The sequence below is a fragment of the Streptomyces sp. NBC_00104 genome (assembly GCF_045160825.1).
Classification (GTDB): Bacteria; Actinomycetota; Actinomycetes; order Streptomycetales; family Streptomycetaceae; genus Streptomyces.
Map to the genome: position 1 here is coordinate 1,871,203 of NZ_CP108215.1, position 16,153 is coordinate 1,887,355.

Annotated in this window: 15 protein-coding genes; 7 read left to right on the top strand and 8 right to left on the bottom strand. The window is 73.2% G+C overall.

Annotation, left to right across the window (positions count from 1 at the left end; all coding sequences use genetic code 11):
* Positions 1-117 precede the first annotated feature (117 nt).
* Both OG272_RS08105 and OG272_RS08110 read right to left on the bottom strand, forming a co-directional pair.
* A complete protein-coding gene (locus tag OG272_RS08105; RefSeq protein ID WP_326584184.1) occupies positions 118-1,641 on the bottom strand; it encodes a hypothetical protein in 1,524 nt (507 codons plus the stop codon).
* Between the two features lie 71 nt (positions 1,642-1,712).
* On the bottom strand, positions 1,713-2,408 hold the full coding sequence (locus tag OG272_RS08110) for a GntR family transcriptional regulator (protein ID WP_326584183.1): 696 nt from the start codon (positions 2,406-2,408) through the stop codon (positions 1,713-1,715).
* Between the two features lie 171 nt (positions 2,409-2,579).
* Between OG272_RS08110 and OG272_RS08115 the strand changes: the two genes are divergently transcribed.
* From OG272_RS08115 to OG272_RS08135, 5 genes are all read left to right on the top strand, one after another.
* Positions 2,580-3,899 carry an MFS transporter gene (locus tag OG272_RS08115; RefSeq protein ID WP_327730633.1) on the top strand — a complete coding sequence of 440 codons (1,320 nt, stop codon included), beginning with the start codon at positions 2,580-2,582 and terminating at the stop codon, positions 3,897-3,899.
* On the top strand, positions 3,896-4,774 hold the full coding sequence (locus OG272_RS08120; protein WP_405892968.1) for a putative hydro-lyase: 879 nt from the start codon (positions 3,896-3,898) through the stop codon (positions 4,772-4,774). The genes OG272_RS08115 and OG272_RS08120 overlap by 4 nt, the downstream gene beginning before the upstream one ends.
* A 77-nt stretch (positions 4,775-4,851) precedes the next feature.
* Positions 4,852-5,610, top strand: coding sequence for a 5-oxoprolinase subunit PxpA (locus OG272_RS08125; protein WP_327730632.1), 759 nt, complete (start codon positions 4,852-4,854; stop codon positions 5,608-5,610).
* Positions 5,607-6,218, top strand: a complete 612-nt coding sequence (locus OG272_RS08130) for an allophanate hydrolase subunit 1 (RefSeq protein WP_328222592.1) — start codon at positions 5,607-5,609, stop codon at positions 6,216-6,218. Before OG272_RS08125 ends, OG272_RS08130 begins: the two co-directional genes overlap by 4 nt.
* On the top strand, positions 6,215-7,087 hold the full coding sequence (locus OG272_RS08135) for a biotin-dependent carboxyltransferase family protein (protein ID WP_327730630.1): 873 nt from the start codon (positions 6,215-6,217) through the stop codon (positions 7,085-7,087). The genes OG272_RS08130 and OG272_RS08135 overlap by 4 nt, the downstream gene beginning before the upstream one ends.
* Before the next feature lie 22 nt (positions 7,088-7,109).
* Here the strand turns inward: OG272_RS08135 and OG272_RS08140 are convergent, their stop codons facing one another.
* From OG272_RS08140 to OG272_RS08160, 5 genes are all read right to left on the bottom strand, one after another.
* Entirely contained in the window at positions 7,110-7,958 is an 849-nt protein-coding gene (locus OG272_RS08140; protein WP_327730629.1) for an SGNH/GDSL hydrolase family protein, read from the bottom strand.
* Positions 7,955-9,115, bottom strand: a complete 1,161-nt coding sequence (locus OG272_RS08145; protein WP_327730628.1) for a glycosyltransferase — start codon at positions 9,113-9,115, stop codon at positions 7,955-7,957. Before OG272_RS08145 ends, OG272_RS08140 begins: the two co-directional genes overlap by 4 nt.
* Positions 9,112-10,242: a glycosyltransferase family 1 protein gene (locus OG272_RS08150; protein WP_326584176.1), complete on the bottom strand. Its 1,131-nt coding sequence runs from the start codon at positions 10,240-10,242 to the stop codon at positions 9,112-9,114. The genes OG272_RS08145 and OG272_RS08150 overlap by 4 nt, the downstream gene beginning before the upstream one ends.
* Positions 10,243-10,381: 139 nt before the next feature.
* On the bottom strand, positions 10,382-11,800 hold the full coding sequence (locus tag OG272_RS08155; protein WP_327730625.1) for a HEAT repeat domain-containing protein: 1,419 nt from the start codon (positions 11,798-11,800) through the stop codon (positions 10,382-10,384).
* A gap of 302 nt (positions 11,801-12,102) precedes the next feature.
* Positions 12,103-12,495 (bottom strand): ankyrin repeat domain-containing protein, encoded by a 393-nt coding sequence (locus OG272_RS08160; protein WP_327730624.1) that lies wholly within the window; start codon positions 12,493-12,495, stop codon positions 12,103-12,105.
* 271 nt (positions 12,496-12,766) lie between these two features.
* On the opposite strand from OG272_RS08160, the gene OG272_RS08165 reads away from it, so the two are divergent.
* Both OG272_RS08165 and OG272_RS08170 read left to right on the top strand, forming a co-directional pair.
* Positions 12,767-12,961: a hypothetical protein gene (locus tag OG272_RS08165; protein WP_326584173.1), complete on the top strand. Its 195-nt coding sequence runs from the start codon at positions 12,767-12,769 to the stop codon at positions 12,959-12,961.
* 37 nt (positions 12,962-12,998) lie between these two features.
* Complete coding sequence (locus tag OG272_RS08170) at positions 12,999-14,570, top strand: hypothetical protein (RefSeq protein WP_327730623.1); 1,572 nt, start codon at positions 12,999-13,001, stop codon at positions 14,568-14,570.
* A gap of 66 nt (positions 14,571-14,636) precedes the next feature.
* On the opposite strand, the gene OG272_RS08175 is transcribed toward OG272_RS08170, so the two are convergent.
* On the bottom strand, positions 14,637-16,136 hold the full coding sequence (locus OG272_RS08175) for a PLP-dependent aminotransferase family protein (protein ID WP_327730622.1): 1,500 nt from the start codon (positions 16,134-16,136) through the stop codon (positions 14,637-14,639).
* Positions 16,137-16,153 lie beyond the last annotated feature (17 nt).

A 16,153-nucleotide genomic window follows, 5' to 3' on the forward strand; every position in this document is an offset into this window, starting at 1 on the left:
TACGGCGGCAAGGTCAAGGGCGCGGGGCTGCGGCGCCCCTGTGCGGCTCCGCCGCGGGGGCGCGACCGGCCGCGAACAACCCGCAGCCCAACGACGGCCGAAGGCCCGACGGCGCTCTCACGCGGCCTCCCTGTCCGCCGCCATTCCGGCCGCATCCAACAAGGCCATCCCCACGATCAAATCCGCCCCACCGAACTCGGGATCGTCCAACTCCACCCCGTCGTCCACGGCGAAGAGGAGTTTCCGCTCCCCCTGCCGATAGGCCGTACCCACCGGCGGACTCGCCGCATGCACAGCCAACAGGGCAACCAGATAAGGCAGTTCAGGGTCCTGAAGCCGCGCTTCGGCCAGCAGCCCCGACAACCGCCGAGGCGCGTCCGCGGGCAGATCGAGCAACTCCTTGGCCGCCGCCAACTGCTCCTCGCTGAACCGGCTGTCGTCGGGCGTGGCGATCAGATCCGGCTCCGGCATCTCCGCCCCGAGGTGCTCCCGCTCCACCGGCGGCGTGAACAGCAGCTCGACAAGGTCCCCCACCCGCACGGACCCCGGCGTACGCAACCCCGTCCCTCGGGCGAAGAACGCGTCGGTGACCCGCCGGGCCCGCTCCAGGGGCAGCGGCAGCAGCGGCGCGACCAGATGCCCGTAGAGGTCTGTCCCCGAGGTCGTCATCGGCGTACCGAAGGCCTGCCGGTCCTGTTCCGCGCGGAACAGCGGTCCGGCCTCCAGCAGCCGGGACTGCAACTGCGTGTGCCGCCGGATGCAGTCCTTCACGATGTCGACCAGCTCGGCGGCACGCCGCTTGTGCTCGGGGTCCTCGGACTCGTCGCGGGCCTTGCGGATGTTCGTGAGGATCGCGTTCTCGTGGCGGTAGCGGTCGGCGACGTGGTCGAGCGCCTCGGCGATCATGTCGGGCACGGTCTGGAGCCAGTCGACCGCGCGGACGTTGCGGCGGGTGGCGTCCAGTGCCCTCCGCAGCGTCTCCGAGTACTGCACGGTCCGGTAGCGCGCCTGCTCGGCGGCGAGCTGGGCGTCGGCGAGGCGGCCCCGGCTGATCAGGATCTCCAACTTGACCTCGGCGGCGATCTGCGCGCTGGTGACATCGGTGTCGAGGGCGCCCACGAGGACGTTGACGGCCTCGTCGGTCGTACGGAGGTACACACCGCCGCCGTAGCCGGGGACCTCCTCGATCAGCTTGAAGTCGTAGTCGCGGCGGACATAGGTGCCGTCGGGCGCGAAGGTGCCGTAGACGGCCCGGAAGCCGCGGTCGACGCTGCCGACGTTGATCAGGTTCTCCAGGACCCAGCGGGCCACCCGCTCGTGCTCCTCGACGGGCCGCCGCGGGGCCTGGGCGGCGATGCGCGGGATGAGGCGGGCGACGATCTGGTCGTGGTCCGCGCCCGTGTCGAAGTCCATGTTCAGTGTGACCAGGTCGATGGCGGCGAGGGCGACCTCGGCCATGCCGTACACGGAGTACTCACCGGCGAGGTTCGCCTTGCGCGCGTCCAGGTCGTGCAGCGGCGCGGTGCAGGCGAGCGCGCGCAGCCGCCGCGCCAGTCCCTCGTCGGCGGCCGGGCCCAGCGCGGGGCGCGGCCCCGCGCTGAGCTGGGGCGGAACACTGTCCGTCGATGCGGGTGAAGTCACGGTGCACAGACTAGGTCCTGGGTCCGACAACGGCCCAAATCGTTCCGCCGGGAGGGGCCGGGCACGGCGCCTCAGGTGACGTCGGCGACCCGGCGGCCGTACACCTCCACCAGGTTCTCCAGCGAGTCGTCGAGGTATGCCGCCAGCAGGTGCTCGGCCTCGTCCCGCTCCCCTCGCTGCAGCGTCTGGAGGATGAGGAGGTTGCGCGCCAGGTACGGCTCGTACAACCTGCGCGGATTGTCCACCACGTGGAACGCGAGCCGGAGTTCGGCGAAGACGCTGCGCATCAGCTCGTCGGTGCGGGCGCTGCCGGCGAGGGCGACCAGTTCGCGGTGGAAGTGGATGTTGGCGGTGGAGACACCTTTCCAGTCACCTTCACGCGCCTCGCGCTGCCCTTCCGCGACGGCTTCGGCGAGGCCGTCGAGACCGTACGGCGGGGCCCCGAGGCCGCGCACGACGGCGCACTCGACGAGGCGGCGGGTGCGGTAGATGTCCTCGACGTCCTCGACGGTCAGCACGCGCACGAAGACGCCGCGGTTGAGCTCGTGGACGAGGAGCCGTTCATGGGTGAGCAGGCGGAACGCCTCGCGGAGGGTGTTGCGGGAGACACCGAGGGCACCGCCGATGCTGTCCTCGGACAGCCGTGTGCCGGGCGGGAAGAAGCCCTCGGCGATGCGGCTCCGGAGGATGTCCGAAACCCGCTCGGCGGTGCTGGTGCGCCCCAGGAGGGCACGGTCGTCGGCAAGTCCGGTCAGTTCGGCGGCCATGCGCGGAATTCAACCGCAGACACAAGAACGAAACAACACGGGTATTGAAGGATTGTTCAACGATCCTCTACCTTGCTGGACAGGCGCCCTCCGCACGGCTCCACTGCACGGCATGGCACAACGGCACGGCTCGGTCCCCCTGCCCTCCCCCTCCCTCACCGCGAGGTGTCCATGAGCACGCCCCCTCCCTCCCCGGCCCTCTCCTCCACGACCAAGCCCGACCAGGGCGAACCGATCTCGGACGACGGCGCGTTCGGCTGGCTGCGCGCCCTCGGACCGCGTGGTCGCCGCGCCTTCGGCGGCGCGTTCGGCGGCTACGCGCTCGACTCGTACGACTACTTCACGCTGCCGCTGAGCATGGTCGCGCTCACGGCCTACTTCGGCCTGGACAACGGCCAGACCGGACTGTTCACCACGGTCACCCTGGTCGTGTCGGCGATCGGCGGCGCCGCCGCGGGCGTGCTCGCGGACCGGATCGGCCGGGTGAAGGCGCTGATGATCACCGTGGTGACCTACGCGGTCTTCACCGTGGCCTGCGGCTTCGCGCCCAACTACGAGACCCTGCTGGTCTTCCGCGCCCTTCAGGGGCTGGGCTTCGGCGGTGAGTGGGCGGTCGGCGCGATCCTGGTCGCCGAGTACGCGAGCGCCAAGCACCGGGGACGTACGCTCGGCGCGATCCAGAGCTCCTGGGCCGTGGGCTGGGGACTGGCCGTGATCGTCTACACGATGGTCTTCTCCTTCCTCGACGACGACCTGGCCTGGCGCGTGATGTTCTGGACCGGCGCACTGCCCGCGCTGCTCGTGATCTGGGTGCGCCGCTCGGTCGAGGACGCCCCGCAGGCCGCGGCCGCACGCGAGAAGAGCGCCGAGAGGGGCTCGTTCGCCGCGATCTTCCGGCCGGGCACGGCCACCCAGCCGGGTCTGCTGCGCACCACTGTGTTCGCGGTGCTGCTCTCCACCGGCGTCCAGGGCGGCTACTACACGCTGGCGACCTGGGTGCCCACGTATCTGAAGACGGAGCGGGGTCTGTCGGTCGTCGGCACCGGCGGCTACCTCACCCTTCTGATCTCCGGCGCCTTCATCGGCTACCTGACCGGCGGCTATCTCACCGACCGGCTGGGCCGCCGGCGGAACATCTGGCTCTTCGCGGTGCTCTCGGCGCTGTGCATCCTGGCGTACGCGAACATCCCGAGCGGCGCCGACACCCTTCTCCTGGTCCTCGGTTTCCCCCTCGGGTTCTGTATGTCGGCGATCTTCAGCGGCTTCGGCTCGTTCCTCAGCGAGCTGTACCCGTCGGCCGTGCGGGGCACCGGGCAGGGCTTCACGTACAACACCGGCCGTGCGGTGGGCGCCGTCTTCCCGACCACGGTCGGCTTCCTGGCCGACAGCTGGGGCGTCGGCGGCGCGCTGATCTTCGGCGCGATCGGCTACGGCCTGGCGGCGGTGGCCCTGCTCGGCCTCCCGGAAACACGCGGAAAGGAACTCGTGTGAACCACGTGACGACTCACGACCGTCTCCCGACCGGCGCCACCCAAGGCCCCCCGGCCTCCGCCCCGCACGACCGCCCCTTGACCCTCGTGGACCCGCACGCGCACGCGTGGACCCCCGAAGAGGCGCGCGCCCGGTTCCGTTCGGGCGTGTCCGGCCCCACCGCCGGGGTCGCCGCCGGGCACACCCAGGCGAACCTGATCTCGGTGCCCGCCGACTGGGCGTACGACATGCTGCTGTTCTGCCAGCGCAACCCCAAGCCGTGTCCCGTGCTCGACGTCACGGACGCCGGCGCGTGGACGACCCCGCTCGCCGAGGGCGCGGACCTGCGCACGGATCTGCCGCGCTACCGGGTCTGGGAGCACGGCGAGTTGGTGGCCGAGCCGACGGACGTGGTGGACGTCTGGCGCGAGGACCTCGTGTCGTTCCTGATCGGGTGCAGTTTCACCTTCGAGTGGGCGCTGACCGAAGCCGGCGTCCCGATGCGCCACATCGAGCAGGGCCGCAACGTCTCGATGTACGTCACCGGACGCCAGTGCCGGCCCGCCGGCCGGATGCGGGGCCCGATGGTCGTGTCGATGCGTCCGGTGCCGCCCGAGCATCTGGCCGCCGCGATCCGGGAGAGCAGTCTGCTCCCGGCCGTGCACGGTGGCCCGGTGCACTGCGGCGAGGCGGCGGGCCTCGGCATCGCGGACGTGTCCCGCCCGGACTTCGGCGACCCGGTGGACGCCGAACCGGACGACGTCCCGGTGTTCTGGGCCTGCGGGGTGACACCCCAGGCCGCTGTGATGGCCTCCCGCCCACCGTTCGCGATCACCCACGCACCGGGCCAGATGTTCCTGACCGACGCCCGCGACGAGCAGTACCGAGTCTTCTGACGGACGGATCCGACAGGAACCGGTCACCGGAGAAACCAGAGCAACAGACAGAGGAAACAAGCAGGAGAATGGGACCCATGAGCTCCATCGATCTCAACGCCGACCTCGGCGAGGGCTTCGGCCGCTGGACACTGACCGACGACGAGGAGTTGCTGTCCGTCGTCACCAGCGCCAACGTGGCCTGCGGCTTCCACGCCGGGGACGCGGCCACCATGCGGCGGGTCTGCGAGCTGGCGGCCGAGCGCGGCGTGCGGGTCGGAGCCCAGGTCTCCTACCACGACCTGGCGGGCTTCGGGCGGCGCGCGATGGACGTGCCGCCCGCCGAACTGGCGGCCGAGGTGGCGTACCAGATCGGCGCCCTGGAGGTCTTCGCCCGCGCGGCGGGCACGCGCGTGTCGTACGTGAAGCCGCACGGCGCGCTCTACAACCGGGTCGTGCACGACGAGGAACAGGCGGCGGCGGTGGTGGAGGGGGTACGCCTCGCCGACGCCACGCTCCCCGTCCTCGGCCTGCCCGGCTCATGGCTCCTCAAGCTGGCCGAGGCGGCCGGTCTGGCCGCCGTCACCGAGGCGTTCGCGGACCGCGCGTACACCGACCAGGGCACGCTGGCACCGCGCGGTCACGAGGGTGCCGTGATCACGGATATCGAGGCCGTGATCGAGCGGTCCGTCGGCCTGGCCCGTTCCGGCACGGTCGTCTCCCACTCGGGGGAGCGCATCCTCGTCCGGGCCCGCTCCCTCTGCCTGCACGGTGACACGCCGGGCGCGGTGGAGCTGGCCCGGCGGGTGCGGGCCGAGCTGGCGGCCGCCGGGGTACGCGTGGAGGCGTTCTCATGAGGGCGCTGCCGGTCGGGAACCGCGCGCTGCTGATCGAGGTGGGCACGGGCGAGGAGGCCGAGGCCCTGCACGCCGAGCTGCTGCGCCGCCGCGCGAGGGGCGACCTGTCGGTGGCCGAGATCGTCCCCGCCGCCCGTACCGTCCTCCTGGACGGCCTCGACGACCCGGCCCGTCTCGCCGAGCGCCTCGCCTCCTGGAGGGTTCCGCCCGTCGCGCCGCGCGCGGAGGAGGTCGTCGAGATCTCCGTACGGTACGACGGCCCCGACCTGCCGGACGTCGCCGCCCACTGGGGTGTCGACGAGGCCGAGGTCGCCCGGATCCACGCGGCGGCCGAGTACCGCGTGGCCTTCTGCGGCTTCGCCCCGGGATTCGGCTACCTCACCGGGCTGCCCCGCGAGGTCCCGCGCCGGGCGACCCCGCGCACGGCCGTCCCTACGGGGGCGGTGGCCCTGGCCGGCCCGTACACCGGCGTGTACCCGCGTTCCTCCCCCGGCGGCTGGCAGCTGATCGGTACCACGGACGCCGTTCTGTGGGACCACACGCGCGTGCCGGCCGCTCTGCTGGCTCCGGGTACCCGGGTCCGCTTCACACCGGTGGCGACCCCGTGACCGACCGCGCCCTCGTCGTCGTCCGGGCCGGCGCCCTGACCACCGTCCAGGACCGCGGCCGTCCCGGACACGCCCACCTCGGCGTGCCCCGCGCGGGCGCCCTCGACGCCCCGGCGGCCGCCCTGGTCAACCGCCTGGTGGGCAACCCGCCGGACGCGGCTGTCCTGGAGACCACGCTCAACGGCTGTTCCGTGCGGCCCCGCTCGACGGTCGTCGTGGCGGTCGGAGGCGCCCCCTGCGCGGTCACCGTGAACGGCCGCCCGGTCGCCTGGGGAGCGCCCGTACGGGTCCCCGGAGGGGCGGTGCTGGACATCGGGCCGGCGCGCTCCGGCGTACGCGGCTATCTCGCCGTCTGTGGCGGTGTGACCGTGGAGCCGGTCCTCGGCAGCCGCTCCACCGACCTGCTGTCGGGCCTCGGCCCGCCTCCGCTGACGGACGGCACGGTGCTCCCGCTCGGCCGCCCGAGCCATCTCCACGCGCGCGTGGACGTCGGCCCGCACCCGGCGCCGCCCTCGGAGCTCGTCCTGCGCGTCACCCTGGGCCCGCGCGACGACTGGTTCACGGACGCGGCGCTGCACACCCTCACCAGGCACCCTTACGCCGTCTCCTCGGCGAGCAACCGCATCGGGCTGCGCACGGAGGGGCCCGCCCTGGAGCGCTCCCGGGCGGGTGAACTCCCCAGCGAGGGCATGGTGCTGGGCGCCGTCCAGGTGCCACCGGACGGCCGCCCGGTCGTCTTCCTCGCCGATCACCCGACCACCGGGGGCTACCCGGTGATCGCGGTGGTCCATTCGGCGGACCTGCCCGGCGCGGCCCAGGCCACGCCGGGCACCCCGGTGCGCTTCGTCGCCGTACGGCACCGCCGTTGACCAGCGCCGTTTTCCTGTTGCCTCACGCCACCTCCGGCCGCTGACCGGACACGGCCGGCGCGGCCAGGGCCGACGCCACCGCGTGGGAGGCGGACAGGTCCAGTCGGGCACTGGTGCCGCGCGCCTTGTGGCGTACCTCGGCGGCGGCGAGGGTGAGGAGCTGCGGGAGCAGGTCGGTGCAGCGCCGGGCCACCCAGCCCGTCCCCGCCGTGGCCAGCCACCAGAGGCCGGCGCCGCGCGTGGGCGCCGGGAACTGGGGCTCGGCGGCAGGGGCGGGCCCCGTGGCGATCCCCGCCTCCGTGAGCAGGGCGTGGAAGCGGACGGCGAGTTGCCGGTGCCCCCGTTCGCCGGGGTGCAGCCGGTCCGCGCTCCACATCGCGGGGTCCGTGAGCCAGGCGCCCTCCGAGGCGTGCAGATGGACCGCCCCGTGGCGCTCGGAGAGGGCGTGCACGACCGTGTTGACGGCCCGCTGTCGCCGGGCGAGGGGGCGGGCGAGCGCCCCGGGCAGGCCGAGCATCGCCCCGGGGTCGGGCAGACACGCGGTGAGCAGCACCGCGCCCCGCTCCCGGAAGGCCGCGTAGATCTCGTCGAGGCGGGCGGCTACGGCGTGGATGTCGAAGGTGCGGCGCAGGGTGTCGTTGACCCCGATGACGACGGAGGCGATGTCCGGGCCGAGCGCGAGCGCGGCGGACAGCTGCCGGTCCAGCACGTCGCGTGTCTGGGAGCCGCTGACGGCCAGGTTGGTGAACTCCACGGCGGGACCGAGCCCGTCGGCGAGCAGCGCGGCCCAGCCCCGCCGGCCGCCTTCGACGGGGTCGCCCACGCCCTCGGTGAGGGAGTCGCCGAGGGCCACGAACCGCAGGGCCCTCATCCGACGCCCTCCCGCACGGGGCGCCCGACGGTCGCGTCGTGCGCGGCGAGGAACGCGTCCACCGCGGTCTGCCAGCCGAAGCACTCGGCACGCGCGCGTGCCGCGTCCCGGCGCTCGCCCTCGGGCCGGTCCAGCAGCAGCTCGACGGCGTCCGCGAAGGCCTCCCCGTGGTCCGCCGCCGTGGCCCCGGCCGACCCGATGACCTCCGGCAGCGCCGACGAGGAGCTGGCCACCACGGGCGTCCCGCAGGCCATCGCCTCCAACGCGGCGAGACCGAACGTCTCGGCGGGCCCGGGGGCCAGGGCCACATCGGCGGAGGCCTGCAGGGCGCCCAGCGTGTCGCGGTCGCCGACATGCCCCAGGAAGGTCACCGGCAGCCCCTTCCCCCGCTGTTCGAGCCTGCCGCGCAGCGGCCCGTCCCCGGCGACGACCAGCACGGCCCGCAGACCGCGCCGCAGCAGAGCCTCCAGGGCGTCGAGGGCCGTCCCGGGCCGCTTCTCGACGGACAGCCGGGAACACATCACCAGCAGAACTTCGTCCACGCGCGCGTGCCGCTCGCGCAGCCCCGGGTCCCGCAGCGCGGGGTGCCGTCCCACGAGGTCGACGCCCAGGGGTGCCCGTACGACGTTCCGGGCGCCGATCCGTACGAACTCCCGTTCGGCGAACTCGGTGGTGCACACCACCCGCGAGTAGGTGTGGGCCGTACGGACGTTGAGGGCGTCGGAGGCCCGCCGGGCCAGCCCCTCGGACAGCCCCCAGGTCCGCAGCACCCCGTCGGCGGTCTCGTGCGAGACCATCACCGCGCGCACCCTGGCCCGCCGGGCCCACGCCCCGGTCCAGCGCAGCGTGGTCCGGTCGGAGACCTCCAGCCGGTCGGGCTCCAGCGACTCCAGCAGGCGGGCCACCCGCCGCTTGTCCGCGAGGACGCGGTAGCCACCGGTCCCCGGCAGCAGCGGCCCGGGCAGCGTGATCACCCGGCCCTGCTCGGTCGCACGGTCGGTGTACCGCTCGCCGGGCACGACGAGCACGGCCTCGTGCCCGGCCGCCTCGAACCCCTTGCCCAGCTCCCGCAGCGCGGTCCGCAGACCGCCCGAGGTGGGCGCGACGAAGTTGGCGAGCCGTACGATCCGCAGCTTCGGGGAAGCGGCCCCGCTCATGCCGCCACCACCGTCCGCGCCGCCAGCACATCGGCGTAGTGCCCGATGAGCTGATCGCCGACGGCCGCCCAGGTGCGCCCCTCGACCATGGCCCGTCCGGCGGCCCCGTACGCGGCCCGCAGCGCGGGATCGGCGGCCAGGGACCACACGGCGTCGCGTACGGCGGCCGCGTCTCGCGGCGGGACCAGCAGTCCCGTGCGCCCGTGGGCGACGAGGTCCAGCGGGCCTCCGGCGGCGGGCGCCACCACGGGCACCCCGCTGGCCATGGCCTCCTGCACGGTCTGGCAGAAGGTCTCGAAGGGGCCGGTGTGGGCGAAGACGTCGAACGAGGCGAAGATCCGGGCGAGTTCGTCGCCGGTGCGGCGGCCGAGGAAGACGGCTCCGGGCAGGGCCTCGCGCAGGCCGGGCTCGCTGGGCCCGTCGCCCACGACGACGACCCGTACACCGTCCAGGCCGCACACCCCGGCGAGCAGCTCGATCTGTTTCTCGGGGGCGAGGCGGCCGACGTAGCCGACGATCAGCTCACCGCCCGGCGCCAGTTCGCGACGCAGCGCCTCGTCGCGCAGGTCGGGGCGGAACCGGACGGTGTCGACGCCGCGCGGCCACAGGCTGACCCGGGGCACGCCGTGTGCCTCCAGGTCGCGCAGGGCCGAGCTGGACGGGGCGAGGGTGCGGTCGGCGGCGGCGTGCACGGAGCGGATGCGCCGCCAGGCCGCCGCCTCACCGGCGTGGACGTAGGTGCGGGCGTATCCGGCGAGGTCGGTCTGGTAGATCGCGACGGCGGGTACCCCGAGGCGGGCGGCGGCCGCCATGCCGCGGACGCCGAGGACGAAGGGGCTGGCCAGGTGGACGATGTCGGCCCGGTGTTCGACGATCGCCGCGGCGACCCGGCGGCTGGGCAGGGCGACACGGACCTGGGGATAGCCCGGGAGCGGAAGGGAGGGGACACGGACTACGGGGCACGGTGCCTGGAGGTCGGCTCCCGCTCCGGTTCCCTGGGCGGTGGCCGGGGCCACGACGAGCGGGGCGTGCCCCCGCGCGACGAGGTGCCGCGCGGTCTGCAGGGCGCAGTGGGCCACGCCGTTCACATCGGGGGGAAAGGACTCGGTCACTATGACGACACGCATACCGGTGTTGTCGTCGTACCGGACGTGGCCGCGTCAACGTGGATCTTTCCGGGCGGGGAACGTCCCATGAGCGTTGCGCTGCACACATGTCCAGGTCGGACCGCGTCCATGCCCTCCTGACTTCCGGGTCACCCGATGTTCACACTGCGGGCATGTCAGGACCGATCCGGCTGCGTACGGCTGTCTGGACCTCGGCCTCCTCGGCCGGGTCGGCGGCCAGTCGACGGAGTTGGTCGACGACGCGCGTGTCACCGGTCTCGGCGTGCCGAGCGGCGATCTCACGGGTGGTCTCCTCGCAGTCCCAGAGGCACTCGACGGCGAAGCCGGCCGGGAAGGAGGGGTCGGTGGCGGCGAGCGCGCGGGCGGCGCGGCCCCGGAGGTGGGAGGAGGCGGTCTCGCGGTAGATGTGGCGCAGAACGGGTGCGGCGCAGACGATGCCCAGGCGGCCGGTGCCGTCGACGAGCGTCCACAGGGTGGGCGCGTCGGGCCCTTCGCCGCGTACGGCCTCCCGCAGCGCGCCCAGCACCAGGTCGCTGTCCTTGGTCCCGCCGAGACAGGCGAGCATGCGTCCGGCGGCGGCACCCAGCGGGTCGGGCCGGTGGACCCAGCCTCGCGCCCGGTCGACGGCGGCCATGCTGCGCATCCGTTCGAAGGCGGCGACGGCGGCCTCCACGACCATCGTCGTCCCGTCGGTCACGGCGCCCTCGATCAGGTCGAGGGCCTCGGGATCGTTGCCGTCGGCGAGGTAGCGAAGGGCGGTGCAGCGGGCACCGTCGTCACCGAATCGGGCGGCCTGGAGGATCTCGGGCCGGTCCTCGGGGCCGGCGACGGCGGTGAGACACCGGGCGGCCGGCACATGGAGGACGGCTCCGCGTTCGATGCCCTGCTGGGCCCACTCGAAGACGGCCTTGACGCTCCACCCCGGCCGGGGTCCGCTCGGTCGCATCTGCCGCTGCCAGCGGTCGAAGCAGCCGGTCTCGTGGGCGGCACGCACACGCGTGGCGATGGCTTCGCGGGGGTCGTCGGCCCACAGCCGCCAGGGCCGGGGTTCGAAGGCGTCGCGGACGGCGGCGGCCAGTTCGGCCTCCCCCTCCGGATCGGTGGTGAAGCGGGCCAGGACGGGTTCGGCCAGGGCGCGCAGCCCCTCGTCGTCGTCCCTGAGGGCCAGCTCGTCCAGGGCCCAGGCCCAGCTGGTGCCCACGGCGGCGTACCTGCGCAGGAGGTCGAGCGCGTCCCGCCTGCCGTACGAGGCGAGGTGCCCGAGGACCGCGAGGGCCAGCCCGGTGCGTGACTCGTCGGTGTCCAGCACGTCCTCGGCGTCGAAGAGGTGCCGCTCGATCTCGTCGAGCTCGCCGCTCAGATCGAGGTAGAGACGGGCGTAGTACAGGGAGCGGTTCTCCACCTGCCAGTCGTGGCGGGGGTCGCTCAGCACACAGTGGTTCAGTGCCGCGAGCGCCTCGTCCCGGGGGGCGGTGAGCGCGTGCAGGGTGCCGTCGCCGCGGCCCCGCTGCAGCAGGCCGAGCAGCGTACCGCTGGGCGCTATGACCGGTTCGAACATGGGAAACAGCCTCACATCAAGCGTCGACGCAACCGGGGATCTTGCTTTACCTGGCCGCGTGACAACACGTCGGGGCGCCCGCCGTCTCTTGCTTGCTGTAGACCATCTTCCTCTGCCTCTCGTCGGTGGCCCATGCGGACCGCATCACGGCCCACGCGGTGCGGCAACACCTGCCCAGCCATCATGTCCGTGAATCACGACGTCATGATGACCCGGCGGTTCTTCCTGCCGCGACCGAAATATCCGGCGGCCCCGTACCGCCTCCCCCGTCTTTCGTGTTTTGCCTGGTCAGAACATGTTGATCAGCGTGCTGCGAACAGTTCGAGCAGTTCGGCCTTGTCGAACATCCGGGCGGTGTCGACCGCGTTCGGAGTGCCCGCGACCGGGTCGGCCCCGCCGTCCAGAAGGACCCGGATGACAGCTTCCTCACCCTTGAAAACCGCCCCGGCGAGGGGAGTCTGGCCTCGGTCGTTGACGCGGTCGGCCGCACCGCCACGGGCCAGGAGGGCCCGTACCGCGTCGGCGTGACCGTGGTACGCGGCGAGCATCACGAGCGAATCGCCGCGGTCGTTGGTGAGGTCGGCCGGAACACCCGCGTCGACGTACGCCACGAGCGCCTCGGTCTCGCCCCGCCGGGCCAGATCGAAGATCTTGGTCGCCAGCTCCACGACCTCCGGGTCGGGGGCTTCGCTCATCGCCGGGACCACCTCTCACAAACGCGCCTCGAGCCAAACGGGTGAATCGCCAGAGTACTGGCTTCCCGCGCACATCAGCGGACAGAGTCGAGGCAAAGATCACACCGAGTCCCGTCGCGCGCAACAGCCCAGCCCGGACGGCCCAACGAGGATTCGGCCACTCAGGCGAAATCTGCCGAATTTCACTCATTTGCACCTTTTATCGTATGGATACATGCTGTGACCCTGGAAGAACTCATGGTGACTGTCCCCATCAACCAGGAGAACCCAAATGGTCTTGAACATCTCAGGCGTCGTCCTGCTCGGCGTCATCGTCTTCCTGTTCTTCCGCAAGGACGGCCTGAAGGCCTCGCACTGCATCGTCGTCACGCTCTTCGGCTTCTACCTCGCCAGCACGGGCATGGCCTCGAGCATCACGGCAGGCGGCGAGAGCCTCGCGAGCCTCCTCGGCGGGATCAAGTTCTGACCCCGTCCCCATCCGCACGCACCCCCAGGAGACAGCCGTGGCCCGGGTCCCCCTCCCTCGCATTCTGAGCACCGGCGGCGCGCACCTCGCCAGGAGCCGGGAGCTGGCCCGGACGGCGGCCGACGGCGCCACCGACGTCCTCCACCCGTTGATCACGATCACGCGTGGACTGCGCCGGCTGGTCGCCGCCGGACGGCTCAGGTGGACCGAGACCCCGAAGGACCGACGCGGGTCGCTGCTCTTCCTGGCGGCCTCGGTCGTCCTGGTCGTGACCCTGGTGCCGTACGGCCCGCTGCTCGCCGTCATCGTCCTGATGGCGGCGGCAGCCTGGACGGGCCGCGACAGCGCCGCCTCGCAGCCCACCGGCCCCGACGAGTCCCAGACCCAGCGTCTGCGGTCCCTCTACGAGGCCCTGGTCCCGTACTTCTCGACCGCCGAGGACCCCGAGCCCCTCTATACGCACGGCGGCGCCTGGGACAAGGCCTTCCCCACCTACGCGTTCGACGGCACCGGCCGCGTCTGCCATCTGCTGATCCGCTACCCGGCGTACTTCACGGACGGCGAGGCCGAGGCCCGCGCGCGCATCGAGCAGCTGCTGCACGCCAAGGCGGGCCGCGGCCGTGAGTACCGCTTCACCTGGGACGAGGAGGGCAACGAACTCACCGTCGCCGTCCTCCCCCCGCTCTGCACCGACATCACCGCCCAGCGCTTCGTGACGGCACCGGGCGAGACGGTTCTCGGCTTCACCGACGCGAGCCAGGTCCAGCGCACCCTCCCCCTGTCCTCCGGGGAGGAGCGAGTCCCCTCCGGAGAGCAGCAGCGCGACGTACCGCCGGTCATCTGGCGCACCGGCGTCCGCTCCACCGAACCGCACCTGCTGGCCGTGGGCGAACCGGGCAGCGGCACCACGACCCTGCTCCGCTCGATCGCCCTCCAGGCCCTCCAGCACGGCGACGTCGTCATCGTCGAGGGCGGCGGCAGCGGCGAGCACGCCTGCCTGACCGGCCGCGACGGGGTCCTCGCCGTGGAGTGCGGCCTCTCCGGGGCCCTGACGAGCCTGGAATGGGCGTCCCAGGAGACGGAGCGCCGGCTGATCGCCACGAACCGCGCCCGGCAGGCGGGCCAACCCGCGCCGGACGACATCCGCCGTCCCCTCTGGCTCCTCCTCGACCGCCCGAGCGTGCTGACCCACCTCGCCGCGGCCGAGGGCCGGCGCGACCCGCAGTCCCTCCTAGAGATCCCCCTCCGGCACGGCCGCGCGGTCAACGTCACCGTGGTGGTCACCGAACAGTTCGACCACCTGGACACCCTCACGGACGCGGTACGCAGGCACACCCGCGCGCGCGTCGTCCTGGGCCCCGCCTCCCTCGACCAGGTCGAAGCGGTCCTGGGCGCCGCGCCCCCGACCACACCCACCCCGGACGTCCCCCCGGGCCGCGGCTACGCCCGCCTCGGCCCCGCCCCCACCCTCCGCCTCCAGGTCCCCACCACCCCGGACCCCTACGACGAGAACACGCCCGAACCCCACCGCCAGGCAGTCCTCGCCCTCCTCCCACCCCACACGACCCCGGCGGACTCGCTCACCAAGGCAGCGGTGGCCGAAACCTGAGGCGACCGCCCCTGTTTCCCGGCTGTGGGCACGTGGCGCCGCCAGGACGCGCCACCCGGCCGGCCCTCACGCCACGAACGTCCGCGGCCCCTCGCTCCCACCCGACGCCCCGTCCCGCACCAGCCGCGCCGCCGAGGCCAACCGCGCGGCCGCCTCCTCGGCCACCGCACCCCCCACGGTGAACGGCAGCCGCACATACCCCTCGAACGCACCGTCGACCCCGAACCGAGGCCCCGACGGCACCCGGACCCCCACCCGCTCCCCCACCTCCGCGAGCCGCGACCCCGACAGGCCCCCGGTACGGACCCACAGCGTCAGCCCACCCCGAGGCTCGGAGAACTCCCAGTCCGGCAGCTCCCGACGCACCGCGGCCACCAAGGCGTCCCGGTTCCCCCGGGCCTGCTCCCGCCTGATAGCCACGGCCTGCGCCCAACCGCCCGTACTCATCAGCCAGTTCACGGCCAGCTGCTCCAGCACGGGCGTCCCCAGATCCGCGTACGCCCGCGCCGCGACGAGACTGCGGATCACATCCGGCGCGGCCCGCACCCACCCGATCCGCATCCCCGCCCAGAACGCCTTGCTGGCCGACCCGACCGTGATGACCGTGGACCCCGCCGGATCGAAGGCACACACGGGCCTCGGCATCCGCACATCGTCGTCGAGCCACAGCTCACTCATCGTCTCGTCGGCGACGAGGACCGTCCCGGCGCCCCGAGCCGCGTCGACGAGCCCCCGTCGCCGGTCCTCGTCGGCGAGCGCGCCCGTCGGATTGTGGAAGTCGGCGACGACGTACGCGAGCCGGGGCGCCGCGTCCCGCAGGACCTGCCGCCACCGGTCCATGTCCCACCCGGCGAGCCCGTCGGCCATGGCGACCGGCACCAGCCGCGCCCCCGCCTCCCGCATCAGCTGAAGGATGTTGGCGTAGGAGGGCGACTCCACGGCGATCCGCTCACCCCGCCCCGCGAAGAGGTGGCAGATCGCGTCCATGGCGCCCATGGCCCCCGTCGTCACCATGATCTGCTCGGGCATCGTCGGGATGCCGCGCGCGGTGTAGCGCTCGGCGAGCATGGAGCGGAGCGCGGGCAGCCCGGCCGGATAGTCGCCGTGCGTATGGGCGTAGGGGGGCAGCTCCTCCAGCGCGCCCTGCACGGCCCGGGTGAGCCAGGGCTCGGGCGCGGGAAGGGCCGCACAGCCCAGGTCGATCATCGAGCCGAGCGCCTCGGGCGGCAACGGTTCCAGACCACGCGCGGGCAACGGCTTCCCGGCCGGTACGGCGGTCCAACTGCCCGCGCCCCGCCGGGACTCCAGGAACCCCTCCGTGCGCAGCGCCTCGTAGGCCGCCGCGACGGTCGTACGGCTGACGGAGAGGGACAGCGCGAGTTCCCGCTCGGCGGGCAGTCGGGCGGCCACGGGCACGCGGCCCTCCAGCACCAGCAGCCGGATCCCGTCGGCGAGCGCCCGGTAGGCCGGCGGGCGGCGTGTGCCGGGGCCGGCTGGGCGCTCCTGCTGCGAGGTGAGCAGCCGCGCGAGCTGAGCCGCACCGACCGCCGAAGTCCACTGCGCCATGATTTCCAGTCCACCTT